At 59.8% G+C, this 14,890-nt stretch carries 17 protein-coding genes; 8 read left to right on the forward strand and 9 right to left on the reverse strand.

The genetic code is table 11. The annotated features are described in order from the left end of the window. Nucleotides 1–93 precede the first annotated feature (93 nt). A complete protein-coding gene (locus JH25_RS12695) occupies nt 94–615 on the forward strand; it encodes a DUF3617 domain-containing protein (protein WP_005792583.1) in 522 nt (173 codons plus the stop codon). On the opposite strand, the gene JH25_RS12690 is transcribed toward JH25_RS12695, so the two are convergent. From JH25_RS12690 to folE2, 6 genes are read right to left on the reverse strand one after another with little or no spacing between them, the layout of a single operon-like run. After that, nucleotides 612–1,949 (reverse strand): dihydroorotase, encoded by a 1,338-nt coding sequence (locus JH25_RS12690; RefSeq protein ID WP_032878638.1) that lies wholly within the window; start codon nt 1,947–1,949, stop codon nt 612–614. The two genes, JH25_RS12695 and JH25_RS12690, sit on opposite strands and share 4 nt — an antisense overlap. 3 nt (nt 1,950–1,952) lie before the next feature. Next, complete coding sequence (locus tag JH25_RS12685; protein ID WP_032878639.1) at nt 1,953–2,513, reverse strand: gamma carbonic anhydrase family protein; 561 nt, start codon at nt 2,511–2,513, stop codon at nt 1,953–1,955. Then, nucleotides 2,510–3,388: a metal ABC transporter substrate-binding protein gene (locus JH25_RS12680; protein ID WP_032878640.1), complete on the reverse strand. Its 879-nt coding sequence runs from the start codon at nt 3,386–3,388 to the stop codon at nt 2,510–2,512. The genes JH25_RS12685 and JH25_RS12680 overlap by 4 nt, the downstream gene beginning before the upstream one ends. Before the next feature lie 11 nt (nt 3,389–3,399). Further along, nucleotides 3,400–4,266: a metal ABC transporter permease gene (locus JH25_RS12675; RefSeq protein WP_032878642.1), complete on the reverse strand. Its 867-nt coding sequence runs from the start codon at nt 4,264–4,266 to the stop codon at nt 3,400–3,402. Continuing rightward, the gene (locus JH25_RS12670) at nt 4,266–4,934 is read right to left on the reverse strand and encodes a metal ABC transporter ATP-binding protein (protein ID WP_032878643.1); all 669 of its coding nucleotides are present in this window, start codon (nt 4,932–4,934) and stop codon (nt 4,266–4,268) included. The genes JH25_RS12675 and JH25_RS12670 overlap by 1 nt, the downstream gene beginning before the upstream one ends. Beyond that, a complete protein-coding gene (gene folE2, locus JH25_RS12665) occupies nt 4,931–5,821 on the reverse strand; it encodes a GTP cyclohydrolase FolE2 (protein WP_032878645.1) in 891 nt (296 codons plus the stop codon). The genes JH25_RS12670 and folE2 overlap by 4 nt, the downstream gene beginning before the upstream one ends. A gap of 128 nt (nt 5,822–5,949) precedes the next feature. Here folE2 and JH25_RS12660 point away from each other — a divergent pair, with 128 nt between their 5' ends. Then, complete coding sequence (locus JH25_RS12660) at nt 5,950–7,161, forward strand: N-acetylmuramoyl-L-alanine amidase (protein ID WP_032878646.1); 1,212 nt, start codon at nt 5,950–5,952, stop codon at nt 7,159–7,161. Here the strand turns inward: JH25_RS12660 and JH25_RS12655 are convergent. Beyond that, nucleotides 7,158–7,526, reverse strand: coding sequence for a hypothetical protein (locus JH25_RS12655; protein ID WP_032803757.1), 369 nt, complete (start codon nt 7,524–7,526; stop codon nt 7,158–7,160). The genes JH25_RS12660 and JH25_RS12655 overlap by 4 nt on opposite strands. Nucleotides 7,527–7,652: 126 nt before the next feature. On the opposite strand from JH25_RS12655, the gene dksA reads away from it, so the two are divergent. Genes dksA through JH25_RS12635 form a run of 4 tightly spaced genes read left to right on the forward strand, consistent with a single transcriptional unit; the run spans nt 7,653 to nt 10,941 of the window. Beyond that, complete coding sequence (gene dksA / locus JH25_RS12650; protein ID WP_032881172.1) at nt 7,653–8,057, forward strand: RNA polymerase-binding protein DksA; 405 nt, start codon at nt 7,653–7,655, stop codon at nt 8,055–8,057. 27 nt (nt 8,058–8,084) lie between these two features. Further along, nucleotides 8,085–9,290 carry a zinc metallochaperone GTPase ZigA gene (gene zigA / locus JH25_RS12645; protein WP_005792573.1) on the forward strand — a complete coding sequence of 402 codons (1,206 nt, stop codon included), beginning with the start codon at nt 8,085–8,087 and terminating at the stop codon, nt 9,288–9,290. Next, the gene (locus tag JH25_RS12640; RefSeq protein WP_032878648.1) at nt 9,290–9,934 is read left to right on the forward strand and encodes a DUF1826 domain-containing protein; all 645 of its coding nucleotides are present in this window, start codon (nt 9,290–9,292) and stop codon (nt 9,932–9,934) included. Before zigA ends, JH25_RS12640 begins: the two co-directional genes overlap by 1 nt. A gap of 44 nt (nt 9,935–9,978) precedes the next feature. Then, entirely contained in the window at nt 9,979–10,941 is a 963-nt protein-coding gene (locus JH25_RS12635; protein ID WP_032878649.1) for a CobW family GTP-binding protein, read from the forward strand. Here JH25_RS12635 and JH25_RS12630 read toward each other — a convergent pair. After that, the gene (locus tag JH25_RS12630; protein WP_005792570.1) at nt 10,935–11,330 is read right to left on the reverse strand and encodes a DUF3301 domain-containing protein; all 396 of its coding nucleotides are present in this window, start codon (nt 11,328–11,330) and stop codon (nt 10,935–10,937) included. The genes JH25_RS12635 and JH25_RS12630 overlap by 7 nt on opposite strands. 117 nt (nt 11,331–11,447) lie before the next feature. Between JH25_RS12630 and pdxY the strand changes: the two genes are divergently transcribed. After that, nucleotides 11,448–12,320: a pyridoxal kinase PdxY gene (pdxY, locus tag JH25_RS12625; RefSeq protein WP_032878650.1), complete on the forward strand. Its 873-nt coding sequence runs from the start codon at nt 11,448–11,450 to the stop codon at nt 12,318–12,320. A 26-nt stretch (nt 12,321–12,346) separates the two neighbouring features. Here pdxY and JH25_RS12620 read toward each other — a convergent pair whose 3' ends face one another. Continuing rightward, nucleotides 12,347–12,832: an acyl-CoA thioesterase gene (locus tag JH25_RS12620; RefSeq protein ID WP_003195747.1), complete on the reverse strand. Its 486-nt coding sequence runs from the start codon at nt 12,830–12,832 to the stop codon at nt 12,347–12,349. 292 nt (nt 12,833–13,124) lie between these two features. Between JH25_RS12620 and JH25_RS12615 the strand changes: the two genes are divergently transcribed. Next, a complete protein-coding gene (locus JH25_RS12615; RefSeq protein WP_005792568.1) occupies nt 13,125–14,888 on the forward strand; it encodes a cation:proton antiporter in 1,764 nt (587 codons plus the stop codon). Nucleotides 14,889–14,890: the final 2 nt, after the last annotated feature.

A 14,890-nucleotide genomic window follows, 5' to 3' on the forward strand; every position in this document is an offset into this window, starting at 1 on the left:
CCATGAACCGCTGCGAATGTCGCTATTTTATTTGCCGTGCAACACTGGCCGCTTTACGACGTCTAACGCCGACAATTACCCAGGAGTTACCCGATGAATGCTCGTCTGCTAGGTTTGGCCATGGTTGTTGGGTTGTCGCTGCCGGTGGCGGCGCAGGCGCAGATGCTGGCGCCGGGCTTGTGGGAATTGACCACCAGTAATATGAAAGTCGATAACCAGGACCTGCCGGACCTGTCGCTGATCCTCGGTCAGCTCAAGCAACAAATGACTCCTGAACAGCGCGCCATGCTCGAAAAGCAAGGCATCAACATGGCCGGTAAGGGTGTGCAGGTGTGCCTGACCCCAGCCCAGGTTGCCACCGATTCCATCCCGCTGACCGACCCGCAATCGGGCTGCAAGCAGGAAGTGACTGACAAGACCGGCAACCAATGGAAGTTCCGTTTCAGCTGCCCCAAAGCCCAGGGCACTGGTGTAGCGACCTTCCAAAGCCAGAAGGAATTCACCACCACCGTCAACGGTACGTTCAATGCCACCGGCATCCAGCAGAAGGGCAGCCTGGACAGCCACGCTCAGTGGCTGGGCAACGATTGCGGTACGGTCAAACCCCGCGCTTAACGCAGAAAATGCAGGGGCAAGCCCTGGCAACTGTCGACCACCTGGCCGTTGTGCCAGGCCAGGTGGCCGGACACCAGCGTGGTGCTCACGCTGTGACGAAAGCTGCGCTCTGCAAAGGGAGTCCAGCCGCAACGGGCGAGAATCGGTTGGCTGCTGACCGGTTTGCCCTGAGGCTCAGGTTTGATCAACACCAGATCGGCCCAATAGCCTTCACGCAGGTAACCGCGATCAGGAATGGCAAACAGGTCGGCCACACGATGACTGGTTTTCGCCACCAGTGTGGTCAGAGGCAAATGCCCGTCGGCCACCAACTCCAATAGTGCCGGCAGGGCGTGCTGCACCAGAGGCAAACCCGAGGGTGCTTCACGATAGCCCAATTGTTTTTGCGCCCAGGTATGCGGCGCATGGTCAGTGCCAATCACATCCAGACGATCACTTAATAACGCCAGGCGCAGCGCGTCGCGGTCGGCGCGTGTCTTGATGGCCGGGTTGCATTTGATCTGGTGGCCGAGGCGGTGATAGTCGCGATCGTCGAACAGCAGATGATGCAGGCAGACCTCGGCGGTGATGTGTTTTTCGGCCAGGGGCTTGTCTTCGAACAACGCGAGTTCACGGGCGCTGGTCAGGTGCAGCACGTGCAGTCGCGTGCCGTGGCGCTGGGCCAGTTCCACGGCATACGATGACGAGCGATAACACGCTTCGGCGTCGCGGATCAGTGGATGAGCGACAGCGGGAATGCGCTCGCCAAAACGCTCGCGCAAGCGTTGCTCGTTGGCCAGGATGCTCGGAGTGTGTTCGCAGTGCGCGAGCAGAATGGTCGGCACGTCGGCAAACAAACGTTCCAGAATACGTGGGTCGTCCACCAGCATGTTGCCGATGGAGGCGCCCATGAACACTTTGACTCCAGCCACTTCACAGGGGTCGAGGCCGGCGACGATATCCAGATTGTCGTTGCTTACGCCAAAGTGAAAGCCGTAGTTGGCCACTGAGTGCAACGCAGCACGGTGCTTCTTATCGGCCAAGGCTTGCAGGTTCAAAGTGGCTGGCTGGGTGTTGGGCATGTCCATGAAGCTGGTGATACCGCCGGCCACCGCGGCACGGGATTCGCTGTAGAAACTGCCTTTGTCTGGCGCGCCGGGTTCGCGAAAATGCACCTGGTCATCGATCATTCCCGGCAGCAACCACTGGCCTTTGGCGTCGATTTCCACCGGTTCGTCAGCGCCTTCAATGCTGGCGGCAATCTTCTCGATACGGCCATTGGCGACCAGCACGTCGGCGTCGAATACCTGGCCCTCGTTGACCAGGCGGGCGTTGCGTATCAGCAGGCGACTCATGGTTCAGAACTCGTTTTGCAAGGCTTTGTAGCCGCGCACCAGGTCGACGTTGGTGCGTGCCACGTCTTCGGAAAACTCCGAGGCACTGACACTCACCGGCGGGAATTGCGACAGGTCGGTGTTAGGCCCGATGCGGGTGGTGGAGGGCACGTAGAAGGCCTCGGGCAGGTCGCGGCCATCGACCACCGAGTTGTGGCGCACCACGCAGCCATCGCCGACGGCGCAATTGAACAGCACGCTGTTGAAGCCGATGAACACGCGGTCGCCAACTGTGCAGGGGCCATGGACGATGGAACGGTGGGCGATAGAGGTGAACTCGCCAATGGTCACCGCCGCGCCGGACTTGGAGTGGATCACCACGCCGTCCTGGATATTGGAGTTCGCGCCGATCGTGATCGGGTCCATGGTGCCGCTGGCATCGACTTCGTCGGCGCGGATCACGGCGTACGGGCCGACGAAGACGTTCTCGCCGATGATGACCTTGCCGCAGATGATCGCGGTCTTGTCGACGTAGGCTGACTCGGCAATTACCGGCAGGTCACCTGAAGGGTTTTTGCGGATCATGGTTTGCTCAACGCCGCGCACAGGGTGTTCAGGTTGTATTCGAACAGCCCGATAAAGGTGCTGGCCGGGCCTTGAGCGGCGAGGGCGTCGGAGTACAGCGTGCCGCCTATCTGCGCGCCGCTTTCATCGGCAATCTGCTTGAGCAGGCGCGAGTCCTTGATGTTTTCGATAAACACGGCTTTGACCTTGTCTTTACGGATCTGGGTGATCAGCGCGGCGACTTCGGCGGCCGACGGGTCACGCTCGGTAGACAAGCCCTGGGGCGCGAGGAATTGGATGCCATACGCCTGGCCCAAATAGCCGAAGGCGTCATGGGAGGTGACGATGCGGCGGTTGCCTGAAGGCAGTGCAGCGAACTTGGCTTTGGCCTCAGCCAGCAGGCTGTGGATTTGCTTAAGGTAAGCCTGGCTGTTGCGCAGGTAGTCGGTTTTATTGGCAGGGTCGGCGGTCACCAATGCCTTGGTGATGTTGCTCACATAAATTTCGGCGTTGGCCAGGTTGTGCCAGGCGTGTGGGTCGGGAATGGTCTCGCCGTCTTCCTCCATGGTGTGCGAGATCACGCCTTTGCTGGCGGTGACGACCGTAGCGGTGGTTTCAGTGCTGGTGACCAGGCGATCCAGCCACGGCTCGAAACCTAGACCGTTCTTGATGATGACCTTGGCCTTGAGCAGCGCTTTGGCGTCATCCGGTGTGGGTTCATAGGTATGAGCATCGGCGTCCGGGCCGACCATGTTGCTGATCTGAATATGGTCGCCACCGATCTGGTGGGTGATGTCATCGAGAATACTGAAGCTGGTGACTACCTGGAGTTTGTCTGCGGCGTGAGCCATCGACAGCGGCAGCAACAGACTGAACAACACAAGAAGAGCGCGCATCGGGAAACACCTCATGAGGATGTAGGCAAAGGTGGGCGGCGCAATAAGCCATGCACCGGACCGAATACCACGGACAACACATATCCAGCGCCCGCCACCAACACGATCGCCGGGCCGCTGGGCAGTGAGTAGTAGAACGACAGCAGCAAACCCAGCCACACCGACAGGCATCCCAGCACCGCCGATACCGCGATCAACACCGGCAGGCGTCGGCTCCAGAAGCGTGAAGCGATGGCCGGCAGCATCATCAAACCCACCACCATCAGTGCGCCGATGGCTTGAAAACCGATCACCAGGTTCAGCACCACCAGGGTCAGGAACAGGCCGTGGGCCAGTGGGCCAAGGCGGCTGACGGTTTGCAGGAACAGCGGGTCAAGGGTGTCGAGCAGCAGGGGTTTGTAGATCAGTGCCATGGCGATCAGGCTGAAGCTGGACACCCAGAGCATTCCGGTCAGTGTGGTTTCGTCCACGGCCAGGGCGGAGCCGAATAACAGGTGCAGCAGGTCCAAGCGTTTGCCGGCGATGCCAAGGATCAGTACTCCGGCCGCGAGCGAAATGGGGTAGATGGCGGCGAGGCTGGCGTCTTCGCGCAGGCCGGTGCGGCGGGTGATCCACGCCGCCAGGCCGGCCATGCTCAGGCCTGCGCCGAGGCCGCCGAGGGTCAGGGCGGGCAGGCTTAGCCCTGCGAGCCAGAAGCCCAGTGCGGCGCCCGGCAGAATGCCGTGAGCCACGGCGTCACCGATCAGGCTCATGCGTCGCAGGATCAGGAACACGCCCAAGGGGGCGGTGCTACATGCAAGCACCAACCCGCCGATCAGTGCGCGGCGCATAAACACGAAATCCTGAAATGGCATCCACAAGTGAGCGGTGAGGTGCATCAGGCCACCTGCATCTGTGGTTGCGGGCGGATCAGCTCTTTGCTGGGGCCGAACACGCAGCCGGTGTTTTTAAGCTGCAGCACGTGCTGGGTGTGGTGACGCACGGACGCCAAGTCATGACAGACGACCACCAGCGTGCGGCCTTGGTTGTGCCAGGTATGGATGTGTTTCCAGCACAGTGCCTGGCCGTCTTCGTCGAGGGCGGCGTGGGGTTCGTCGAGCAGCAGGATGGGGGAGTCGGCCAGGCTCATACGGGCGAGCAGGGCGCGTTGCAGTTCGCCACCGGATAACGCCATCAGCGGGCGCTGTTCCAAACCGCTGAGACACCAGTCGTCCAGTACGGCGTGCAGGCGCTCGTTGCGTTCATGTGAATTCAGCTGGGTGCCCCAGAAGCCGGCAGCCACCAACTCTTGCAAACTGATCGGAAACTGACGATCCAGGTGCTGTTGCTGGGGCAAGAACGACAAGCCGCCGCGACGTGGAACATCGACACGCACCTTGCCCGTCAGCGGCTTTTGCAACCCGGCGATCACTTTGACCAGGCTGCTCTTGCCGGTGCCATTGGCGCCGATAATCCCTGTGAGGCTACCTTTTTCCAGCGTCAGGTTCAGCGCCGGCGTCAGTGGTTGGCCGGGGGCGCCCCAGCGCAAAGCATGGCAGGTAATCATGCAAAGTCTCTCGTCCAACGGCTTTCAGCCACCGCATCGTGGGCGTGCAGGCTTTCAGCGTGGATCACTTTGAGGTGGAAGGCTTTGACGGCATCCGAGCGCTTCAAGGCGAGGTTCAAGCGGCGAGCGGCATCTTCGCAGAACATGAGGTTCTGTCCGTTAGCCAGGGCGAACGCTTGTTCATCCGCACGTTTCACCGCGGTTTGTACGGCAGTGCCCAGAGCTGCTTCGGCAGCGTTGATCAAGTCGACTATCGCCAGATCGTCACCCTGCAGTTGAACGTTTAACTGCGCGGTACTGCGTTGGCTATGGGGCGTGGCCACAATACCGTCGGTGCTGCCCAGCCAGCTCAACACGTCTTCACGCTGCAGAGATGTGTGGGCAAAATCTTCGAGAAACTGCTGTTGAATCAGCTGTCTGGCCAGGGCAGCGGAGCAAGGGCACGTTGAGGAATAAGTAACGTCAATTTTTAGTTCCACGTGGAACATCTGATTTTCCAGACGCGCTTCGATGCTGACCGGATAGCTTTTCCAACCCTCCAAAGGGCTGACCAACGCGGGGCGTTTTAACAACAAATGTGTGTGAATACGCAGGTAGGCGTTCTTAGATAAATCTTCATGTGTGTCGAGAAAACGCTGCAGTACATTACGCAAAAGTGCAGATGTAAGGGGTTGCTGTTCGAGCATTTCCAACGCCAGGTAGAGGCGTGACATATGAATGCCACGGGCCGTGCCGTCGTTCAGGCTTACGCCCGCATCGGCGGTAGCGGCCAGGTGTTGGCCGCCGAGCAGCACAGGCAGGGCAATGCCGCACATGCCCACCCAGTCGAGTGGCAAGGCTTGGCGTGAAGCCTGCGCGGCGATATCCGGCAGAGTCAGCGCATTCATGAGCAGGTCCATCGTTGGAAATGATTGGTCATGTTATAGTATAACAATAACTGCCACGATGAAATTTCTGTCCCAGCCTTTGTTCAGTCCTGTCGAGTAGGGATGCTCCTTTATCTGCGGTATATGTCATGTACAGACGTCAGCTCCTTAACCTACTGCTTGTCTGCCCCTTGTTCACGTTGCCTTTGGGGGCCTACGCCACGCAGATCCGCAATGCGCGGCTGTGGCGTTCGGACGATAAGCTGCGGCTGGTGTTCGACCTTAGCGGCCCGGTGCAATACAAGACGTTCTCCCTGACGTCGCCGGACCGCCTGATCATCGACTTGAGTGGCGCCGGCCTCAGCGGCGACTTTTCCCAACTGGCGCTGAAGAACAGTGGGATTACCTCGATCCGCTCCGGGCATTTCGGCAAGAGCGATACGCGTATCGTCCTGGATTTGGTCGCGCCGATGCAGCTCAACAGTTTTGTGCTGCCGCCCCAGGATGGCCAAGGCCATCGCCTGGTACTGGACCTGACCAACGCCACGCACGCGCCCCGTCAAATCGCTGCTGACCCGGCGCCCTTGGTGGTGCCGGTGGACAAGGCGCATCCCAAACGCGACATCATTGTGGTGGTTGACCCCGGCCATGGCGGCAAAGACCCGGGCGCCGTCGGCTCCAAGGGCCAGCGCGAAAAAGATGTGGTGCTGTCGATCGCCCAGTTGCTGGCGAAACGTTTGAAACGTGAAAAAGGTTTTGCCGTAAAGCTGGTGCGCAACGACGACTTCTTCGTACCGCTGCGCAAGCGCGTGGACATCGCCCGCAAGTACAAGGCCGATATGTTCATCTCGGTGCACGCCGACGCCGCGCCACGGCTTACTGCATCGGGCGCTTCGGTGTATGCGTTGTCGCAAGGCGGTGCCACTTCTGCCACGGCGCGGTTCATGGCTCAGCGCGAAAACGGCGCAGACCTGTTGGGCGCCACCACGTTACTCAATCTGAAGGACAAAGACCCGATGCTGGCCGGGGTAATCCTCGACATGTCCATGAACGCCACCATCGCCTCCAGCCTGCAACTGGGCAGCGCGGTATTGGGCAGCCTGCAAAGCATCACCAGCCTGCATCAGAAGCGGGTGGAACAGGCAGGGTTCGCGGTGCTCAAGTCACCGGACGTGCCTTCGATCCTGGTGGAGACCGGGTTTATCTCCAATGCACGGGACGCCCAGCGGCTGGTGACGGCGCGTCATCAACAAGCGGTGGCGGATCGGCTTTTTGAAGGGTTGAAACAGTACTTCCAGAAGAACCCGCCCATCAACAGTTACATGGCTTGGGTGCAGGAACAGCAGAAAACCCAGGCTTAACAGCCGGTCATTCGGTTACAGGTGAACTTGGCGCTGGCGCCGCCTGAACTGGAAAACCGGTTGATGGTGGTCCAGCCCACGCGACGTGTGTAGCCAACCCACGCCTCGCCATCCGATGCCAACCCGGTGAAGAACGTCAGTTGCCCGTAGCGGCTATTGGTCTGTGCCCAATAGCGTTTGCCGATCACTTCGAAACCGCGCAGGTAAGTGATGTTGCCCGCAGTCGCCACGCTGTAGGCATTGCCCAGCGGGTCCACGCAAGCCAGCAGGGTGGCGCTGCGGGTGCAGTTGGCCAACGGGCTTGGGACTTGGGCGCAGGCAGGTCCTGCGGTTGCCAATAGCAGGGCGCACAGCACGTATCTCATCGTGTTTCTCGGGGGGCGAAAGTGATCAAGCATTGCGCCCTTCGTCGTGAGGAGCAAGGGAAGTTGGCTTATTTGTATTGTTATACTATAACATAAATGCACAGCCCCACCCGTGAACCGTTTCCCATGACCGAACAAGAATTGCTGGCCCAACCGGCTGCTGACTACATGAATGAAGCCCAACAGCGCTTCTTCCGCGAACTGCTGCTGGCTCAGCGCAATGAACTGCAGGCCCGTATCGACACGCAGTTCCAAGTGCTGCGCGAGCAGGAAACCAATAGCGACCTGGCGGATATCGGCAGCGCTGAAGAGCAGCGCCAGTGGCAGTTGCGCCTACTGGAGCGGGAAAAAAAGCTGTTGGACAAGATCGACGATGCCCTGGAGCTGCTGGCCCGCGGTGAATACGGATGGTGCCGTGAAACCGGCGAGCCCATCGGCCTGCAACGCCTGCTGCTGCGCCCCACCGCAACCCTGTGTATCGAAGCCAAAGAACGTGAAGAGCTGCGCGAACGCCATAAACGGGCAGTTTGACCGGCCAACCCTGATGAGGAATACCTGATGCCCAATCGTCTCCCCGTGACCGTGTTGTCCGGCTTTCTCGGCGCCGGTAAAAGCACACTGCTCAACTATGTCTTGCGCAACCGCGACAACCTGCGGGTGGCGGTGATCGTCAACGACATGAGTGAAATCAACATCGACGGCAGCGAGGTGCAGCGCGACGTCACGCTCAATCGTGCCGAAGAAAAACTGGTGGAAATGAGCAACGGCTGCATCTGCTGCACCTTGCGTGAAGACTTGCTGGAAGAAGTCGCCAAGCTCGCCAAGGAAGGGCGTTTCGATTATCTGCTGATCGAATCCACCGGTATCTCCGAGCCGCTGCCCGTGGCCGAAACCTTCACCTTTCGCGATGAAAACGAGCAAAGCCTGGCCGACATTGCACGCCTGGATACCATGGTTACCGTGGTCGATGGCATGAACTTTCTGCTCGACTACCAGGCCGCCGAAAGCCTGGCTTCCCGCGGCGAAACGCTGGGTGAAGAAGATGAGCGCTCTATCACTGACCTGTTGATCGAACAGATCGAATTCGCCGACGTCATCCTGATCAGCAAAATCGACCTGATCAGCAGCCGCGAGCGTGAAGAATTGATGGCCATCCTCGAGCGCCTCAACGCCCAGGCGGAAATCATCCCGATGGTCATGGGCGAGGTGGCGCTGCACAAGATCCTCAACACCGGCCGTTTCGACTTCGAACGCGCTGCCCAGGCGCCGGGTTGGTTGCAGGAGCTGCGCGGTGAGCATGTACCGGAAACCGAAGAATACGGTATTGCCTCCACCGCTTACCGTGCGCGCCGCCCCTTCCATCCACAGCGGTTTTTTGACTTTATCGATCGCCCTTGGGTGAACGGCAAACTGTTGCGCTCCAAGGGCTTCTTCTGGTTGGCCAGCAAACATCAGGACGCCGGCAGTTGGTCCCAGGCTGGTGGCTTGATGCGCCATGGCTTTGCCGGACGCTGGTGGCGCTTTGTGCCCAAAAGCCAATGGCCCCAGGACGAGGAAAGCGTGGCGGCGATCATGGGCAACTGGCAACTGAGCACGGGGGACTGCCGCCAGGAGCTGGTGTTTATCGGGCAAAACATCGACTTCAACCTGATGCGTGCGGAACTGGATGCCTGCTTGCTCAATGATGAAGAAATGGCCCTGGGTGTCGAAGGTTGGCGCCAGCTGCCTGATCCTTTCGGCCCTTGGTATGAGCAGGTCGCCTGATGCTGGCCCCGGTTATCCCCCTGCGCCCCGTGATCCGCCAGACGTGTGGGCAAACTCCGTTGGCACTGTCCGATATCCTCGAAGATGGCGTCAACCTGGCGCTGTGGCAACGTCAGTTGCCCCTGCATATCGCCGAGTTCGGCGCCTTGCTGGTGGCGCTCAATGAGCCGCTCGCCGAATCCCTGGTGATTGAGCTCGACAACGAGGACGCTGTGCCGAACTTGCAGGGCCTGGCATCCAGTTGTCGCGATCTTGAGGGTTACGAAGGTTTTATCGCCGATGTGTCATGGCTGGTCAGTGCATTTGCCTGCCTGCTCGGCGCCAAGCGTATTGGCGTACGTTTGCGGCTGTTGGACAAGGCCATGTGCCCGCGTTTTCACGTTGATCATGTGCCGGTTCGGCTGATCACCACCTATGCCGGTATCGGCAGCCAATGGTTGCGCGAAGGTGTGATGGATCGCCGCAAACTGAGCCAGGCGGACGCCGAACCTACCGAGCGTATCGAGCAGATCCACTGCGGTGAGGTGGCGCTGCTCAAGGGCACCAAATGGCACGGTAACGAAGGGCATGGCCTGATCCATCGTTCGCCAGCGCTCAAGGCCGATGAGCGCCGGTTGATCCTGACGCTGGATTGGCTGGCATAACCGCGTAGGATCAAACGCTCTACACGGCCAGAATGATGTTTCCAATGTTGCAGAACATACCCACCCATGTGATTGCCGGCCCATTGGGCGCCGGCAAGACCAGCCTGATCAAGCACCTGCTCGCTCAGCGCCCGGCCAACGAGCGTTGGGCGGTGCTGATCAACGAATTTGGCCAGATCGGCCTGGACGCTGCCTTGCTGACTCAAGACGCTGACGGCGTCGCCTTGGGCGAGGTAGCGGGTGGCTGCCTGTGCTGTGTGAATGGTGCACCGTTCCAGGTAGGCCTGGGCCGTTTGCTGCGTAAGGCCAAACCGGATCGGCTGTTTATCGAACCTTCAGGTTTGGGTCATCCCGCGCAGTTGCTCAAACAACTGCGGGAAGCGCCATGGCAAGACGTGCTGGCCGTGCAGCCCAGCGTGCTGGTGCTGGATGCCCAGGCGTTGGCAGCAGGCAAGCCCTTGCCGCAGGCACAGCAAGCGGCGCTGGCAAGTGCTGGCCTGCTGGTGTTGAACAAGGATGAGGCCCTGAATGCCGCGCAGCGTCAGGCGATTGAACGGCAGTTACCCGATTGCGCGATTTACTGGACACGCCAGGCTCAGCTGCCAATCGACCAGTTGCCGGGCTTGAATGCGCAGGCCCAAGCGGCTGTGGATAACTTGGCGGCGCCTGAAGGCCTCGCGCAAATGCCTGCCATCTGGAGCGATCCTGCCTTGCCCATCTGTTTGAGCCAGGGCCAGGAGGGGGGGTGGAGTATCGGCTGGCGATGGCACCCCAGCCAGCAATTTGATGTCAGCCGTCTGCATCGCTGGCTATCAGGCCTCGACTGGCATCGTGCCAAACTGGTTATCCACAGCGGCGAAGACTGGGTCTCGGCCAACGCTGTGGATAACAGCGTTTTAACCTGGCAACCTAGCGAATGGCGACGGGATTCACGTATCGAATTGATCTTCAGCGAACCACGGGACGTGGCCGCATTGCAGGCGGCGCTGGCAGCCTGCCGCTACTGACGGTTCTTGGTGGCGTGGTCCTGGCGCCATTGGCTCAATTCGATCACTTCGGCGCTAGGCAGTGGCTCCTTGGCTTCGAACGGGTAGGGTGCCAGTTCGATCTGCGCACTGTGGGCGCCGAATTGGGTGATCGTCCCGGCATGGCGGGTCTCCCCGGTCACGGTGAATTCGAAATTATAGACGCGTGCCAGGCGCCGCCGGCCATTGGCATCCTTGACGAAACCAATGCGTTTGAGCGCAACCGCACCATCGAGCAATTCGATATCAAGCTTGGCGCAATGCTGCTTGACCCGCTCCAGTGCCCGCTCACGCAGGCCGTGGTTGTGCCAAACCCAGGCGGCGCCAGTCGCCAGCAGCATCAGCACGAAGATGTTTCCCAGGGTCAGCATTCCATGAACTCCAACAAAGTGAGAGCAGCTTAACTGCGTCGCCGGTCTGTCGTACAGGCTGCGTTTAGTCGCATACTGCGCGGCCAGAATTTCAACGGCTTTACGGAAATCTCCCGCATGAAACGCACACCTCATCTGCTTGCGATCCAGTCTCATGTGGTCTTTGGCCACGCCGGAAACAGCGCCGCCGTGTTCCCCATGCAGCGTGTGGGAGTGAATGTCTGGCCGCTCAATACGGTGCAGTTCTCCAACCACACTCAGTATGGACAGTGGGCGGGCGAAGTGTTGGCGCCGCAGCAAATTCCGGCCCTGGTAGAAGGCATTGCCGCGATTGGTGAGCTGGGCAACTGTGACGCGGTGCTGTCCGGCTACCTGGGCAGCGCCGATCAGGGCCGTGCAATCCTTAGCGGCGTGGCCCGTATCAAAGCGATCAATCCGAAGGCGCTGTACCTGTGCGACCCGGTGATGGGCCACCCGGAAAAGGGTTGCATCGTGCCACAGGAGGTCAGCGATTTCCTGCTCGATGAGGCTGCGGCCATGGCAGATTTCCTGTGCCCCAACCAATTGGAACTGGACAGCTTTGCCGGGCGCAAGCCGCAATCGCTGTTTGATTGCCTGGCCATGGCCAAGGCGTTGCTGGCCCGCGGGCCCAAAGCGGTGCTGGTCAAGCACCTGGACTACCCAGGCAAACTGCCGGAAGGTTTTGAAATGCTGTTGGTGACGGCTGAGGGCAGTTGGCACTTGCGTCGGCCGCTGCTGGCGTTCCCGCGTCAGCCGGTGGGTGTGGGTGACCTGACGTCGGGCCTGTTCCTGGCGCGGGTGCTGTTGGGCGATAGCCTGGTGGCAGCCTTTGAATTCACCGCCGCAGCGGTGCATGAAGTGCTACTGGAGACCCAGGCCTGCGCCAGTTATGAACTGGAACTGGTGCGGGCCCAGGACCGTATTGCCCACCCTCGTGTGCGCTTCGAAGCCACACCGATCAGTTTGTAAGCACAGGGAGCCCGTGGGTTTACAAATTACGGCGCGTCGGCTTTGATCTCCCGGTAACGCTTTTCCAGCTCCTGACGAATCTGCCGACGCTGCTGGGCCTGCACAAAGCGGCGCTTGTCCTCGCTGTTCTGCGGTTGCAGCGGCGGCACGGCGGCAGGTTTGCGCTGGTCGTCCACGGCCACCATGGTAAAGAAACAGCTGTTGGTATGGCGCACCGAGCGTTCACGGATGTTCTCGGTCACCACCTTGATGCCCACTTCCATCGACGTATTGCCGGTGTAGTTGACCGACGCGAGGAAAGTCACCAGTTCACCGACATGGATCGGTTCGCGAAAAATCACCTGGTCCACCGACAGCGTGACCACATAACGACCGGCATAACGGCTGGCGCAGGCGTAGGCCACTTCGTCGAGGTACTTGAGCAGCGTGCCGCCGTGGACATTGCCTGAGAAGTTAGCCATGTCAGGGGTCATCAGTACCGTCATCGACAGCTGGGCGTTTCCGGGTTCCATAGCACACTCACGGGTTGTAGGCATTGGTTGGGGGGAGGGCACCTCTGCGGGTGCTGGAGTCTTTGCAGCGCCATCCCTAACGGGACGCTGGTGGGCAGCTTGCCGTCACGCGTGCATCGATCTGTTTCCATATATTGCACCGGCTTTTCAGCAGAAGTCGCGGTGTTAACCTTCAAAAGCCCATCTCAGGGCATTTCTTACGATCAAGGCAGACTTTTCCTTCCGCTCTTTGCGACCGTACAAAGGCGGCCGGAAGTGGGAAAAGCGCTGGTACCTCAAGGAGTCCCTCGCCATGCACGCCATCAGCTTTATCCAGGACCTGGCCGTGATCATGCTGGTGGCAGGGGTTGTGACCATCCTGTTTCACCGCCTCAAGCAGCCGGTGGTGCTGGGCTACATCGTCGCTGGCTTTATTATCGGGCCGCATACCCCGCCGTTTGGCCTGATCCACGATGAAGACACGATCAAGACCCTGGCTGAGCTAGGGGTGATTTTCCTGATGTTCTGCCTGGGCCTGGAGTTCAGCCTGCGCAAGCTGTTCAAGGTGGGCGCCACGGCGTTTATCGCGGCCTTCCTGGAAATCGTCCTGATGATCTGGATCGGCTATGAGATTGGCCGCTGGTTCGACTGGAGCACCATGGACTCGCTGTTCCTCGGCGCGATCCTGGCGATCTCCTCGACCACCATCATCGTCAAGGCCCTCAATGACCTGAAGATGAAAGACCAGCGTTTCGCCCAGCTGATTTTCGGGGTATTGATCGTCGAGGACATTCTCGGCATCGGCATCATTGCCCTGCTGTCGAGCATCGCCGTCAGTGGCACGGTCAGCTCAGGCGAAGTGTTCTCCACGGTCGGCAAACTCTCACTGTTCATGATCGTCGCGCTGGTGATCGGCATTTTGCTGGTGCCGCGCCTGCTGGCCTACGTGGCCAAGTTTGAAAGCAACGAAATGCTGCTGATCACCGTATTGGGCCTGTGTTTCGGCTTCTGCCTGCTGGTGGTGAAGCTGGAGTACAGCATGGTGCTCGGCGCCTTCCTGATTGGCGCGATCATGGCTGAATCCCGTCAGTTGATTAAGATTGAGCGCTTGATCGAACCCGTTCGCGACATGTTCAGCGCGATCTTCTTTGTGGCAATTGGCTTGATGATCGACCCGCAGATCTTGCTGCAATACGCGTGGCCGATCGCCGTGATCACCGTGGCTGTGGTACTGGGCAAAATGCTCTCCTGTGGCCTGGGCGCTTTTATCGCGGGCAATGATGGTCGTACTTCGTTGCGGGTCGGTATGGGGCTGTCACAGATTGGCGAATTTTCTTTCATCATCGCAGCGCTGGGGATGACTTTGCAGGTGACCAGCGACTTCCTGTACCCGGTGGCCGTGGCTGTTTCGGCAATCACGACCTTGCTCACCCCCTACCTGATTCGCGGGGCTGACCCGCTGTCGTTGAAGATCGCAGCGGTAATGCCCAAGCGCATGAGCCGGGTATTCGGACTGTATGGCGAATGGCTGCGCAGCATCCAGCCCCAGGGCGAGGGTGCAATGCTGGCGTCGATGATCCGCAAGATCATCCTGCAAGTCGGGGTGAATCTGGCACTGGTGATCGCGATCTTCTTCGCCGGCAGTTTTTTCGCGGCGCGCATCGGCGGGTATCTGGAAGGCTGGATCAGTGATCAGAGCTGGCAGAAGGCGTTGATCTGGGGCGGGGCGCTGCTGTTGTCGCTGCCGTTCCTGATTGCGGCGTATCGCAAGCTCAAGGCGCTGTCGATGTTGCTGGCCGAGATGAGTGTGAAGCCGGAGATGGCCGGGCGGCATACCCAGCGTGTGCGAAGGGTGATCGCGGAGCTGATTCCGCTGCTCTCGTTGCTGGTGATCTTCCTGCTACTGGCAGCCTTGTCGGCCAGCATTCTGCCGACCAACAAGTTGCTGGTGCTGATCGCCGTGGTCACGGCGGCTGTGGCTGCGGTGCTCTGGCGCTGGTTTATCCGGGTGCATACGCGGATGCAGGTGGCCTTGTTGGAAACATTAGATAACCACAAGGATACGCCGGAGCACTAAAG

It is taken from the genome of Pseudomonas sp. BRG-100 (assembly GCF_000737955.1).
In the GTDB taxonomy this organism is placed as follows: Bacteria; Pseudomonadota; Gammaproteobacteria; order Pseudomonadales; family Pseudomonadaceae; genus Aquipseudomonas; species Aquipseudomonas synxantha_A.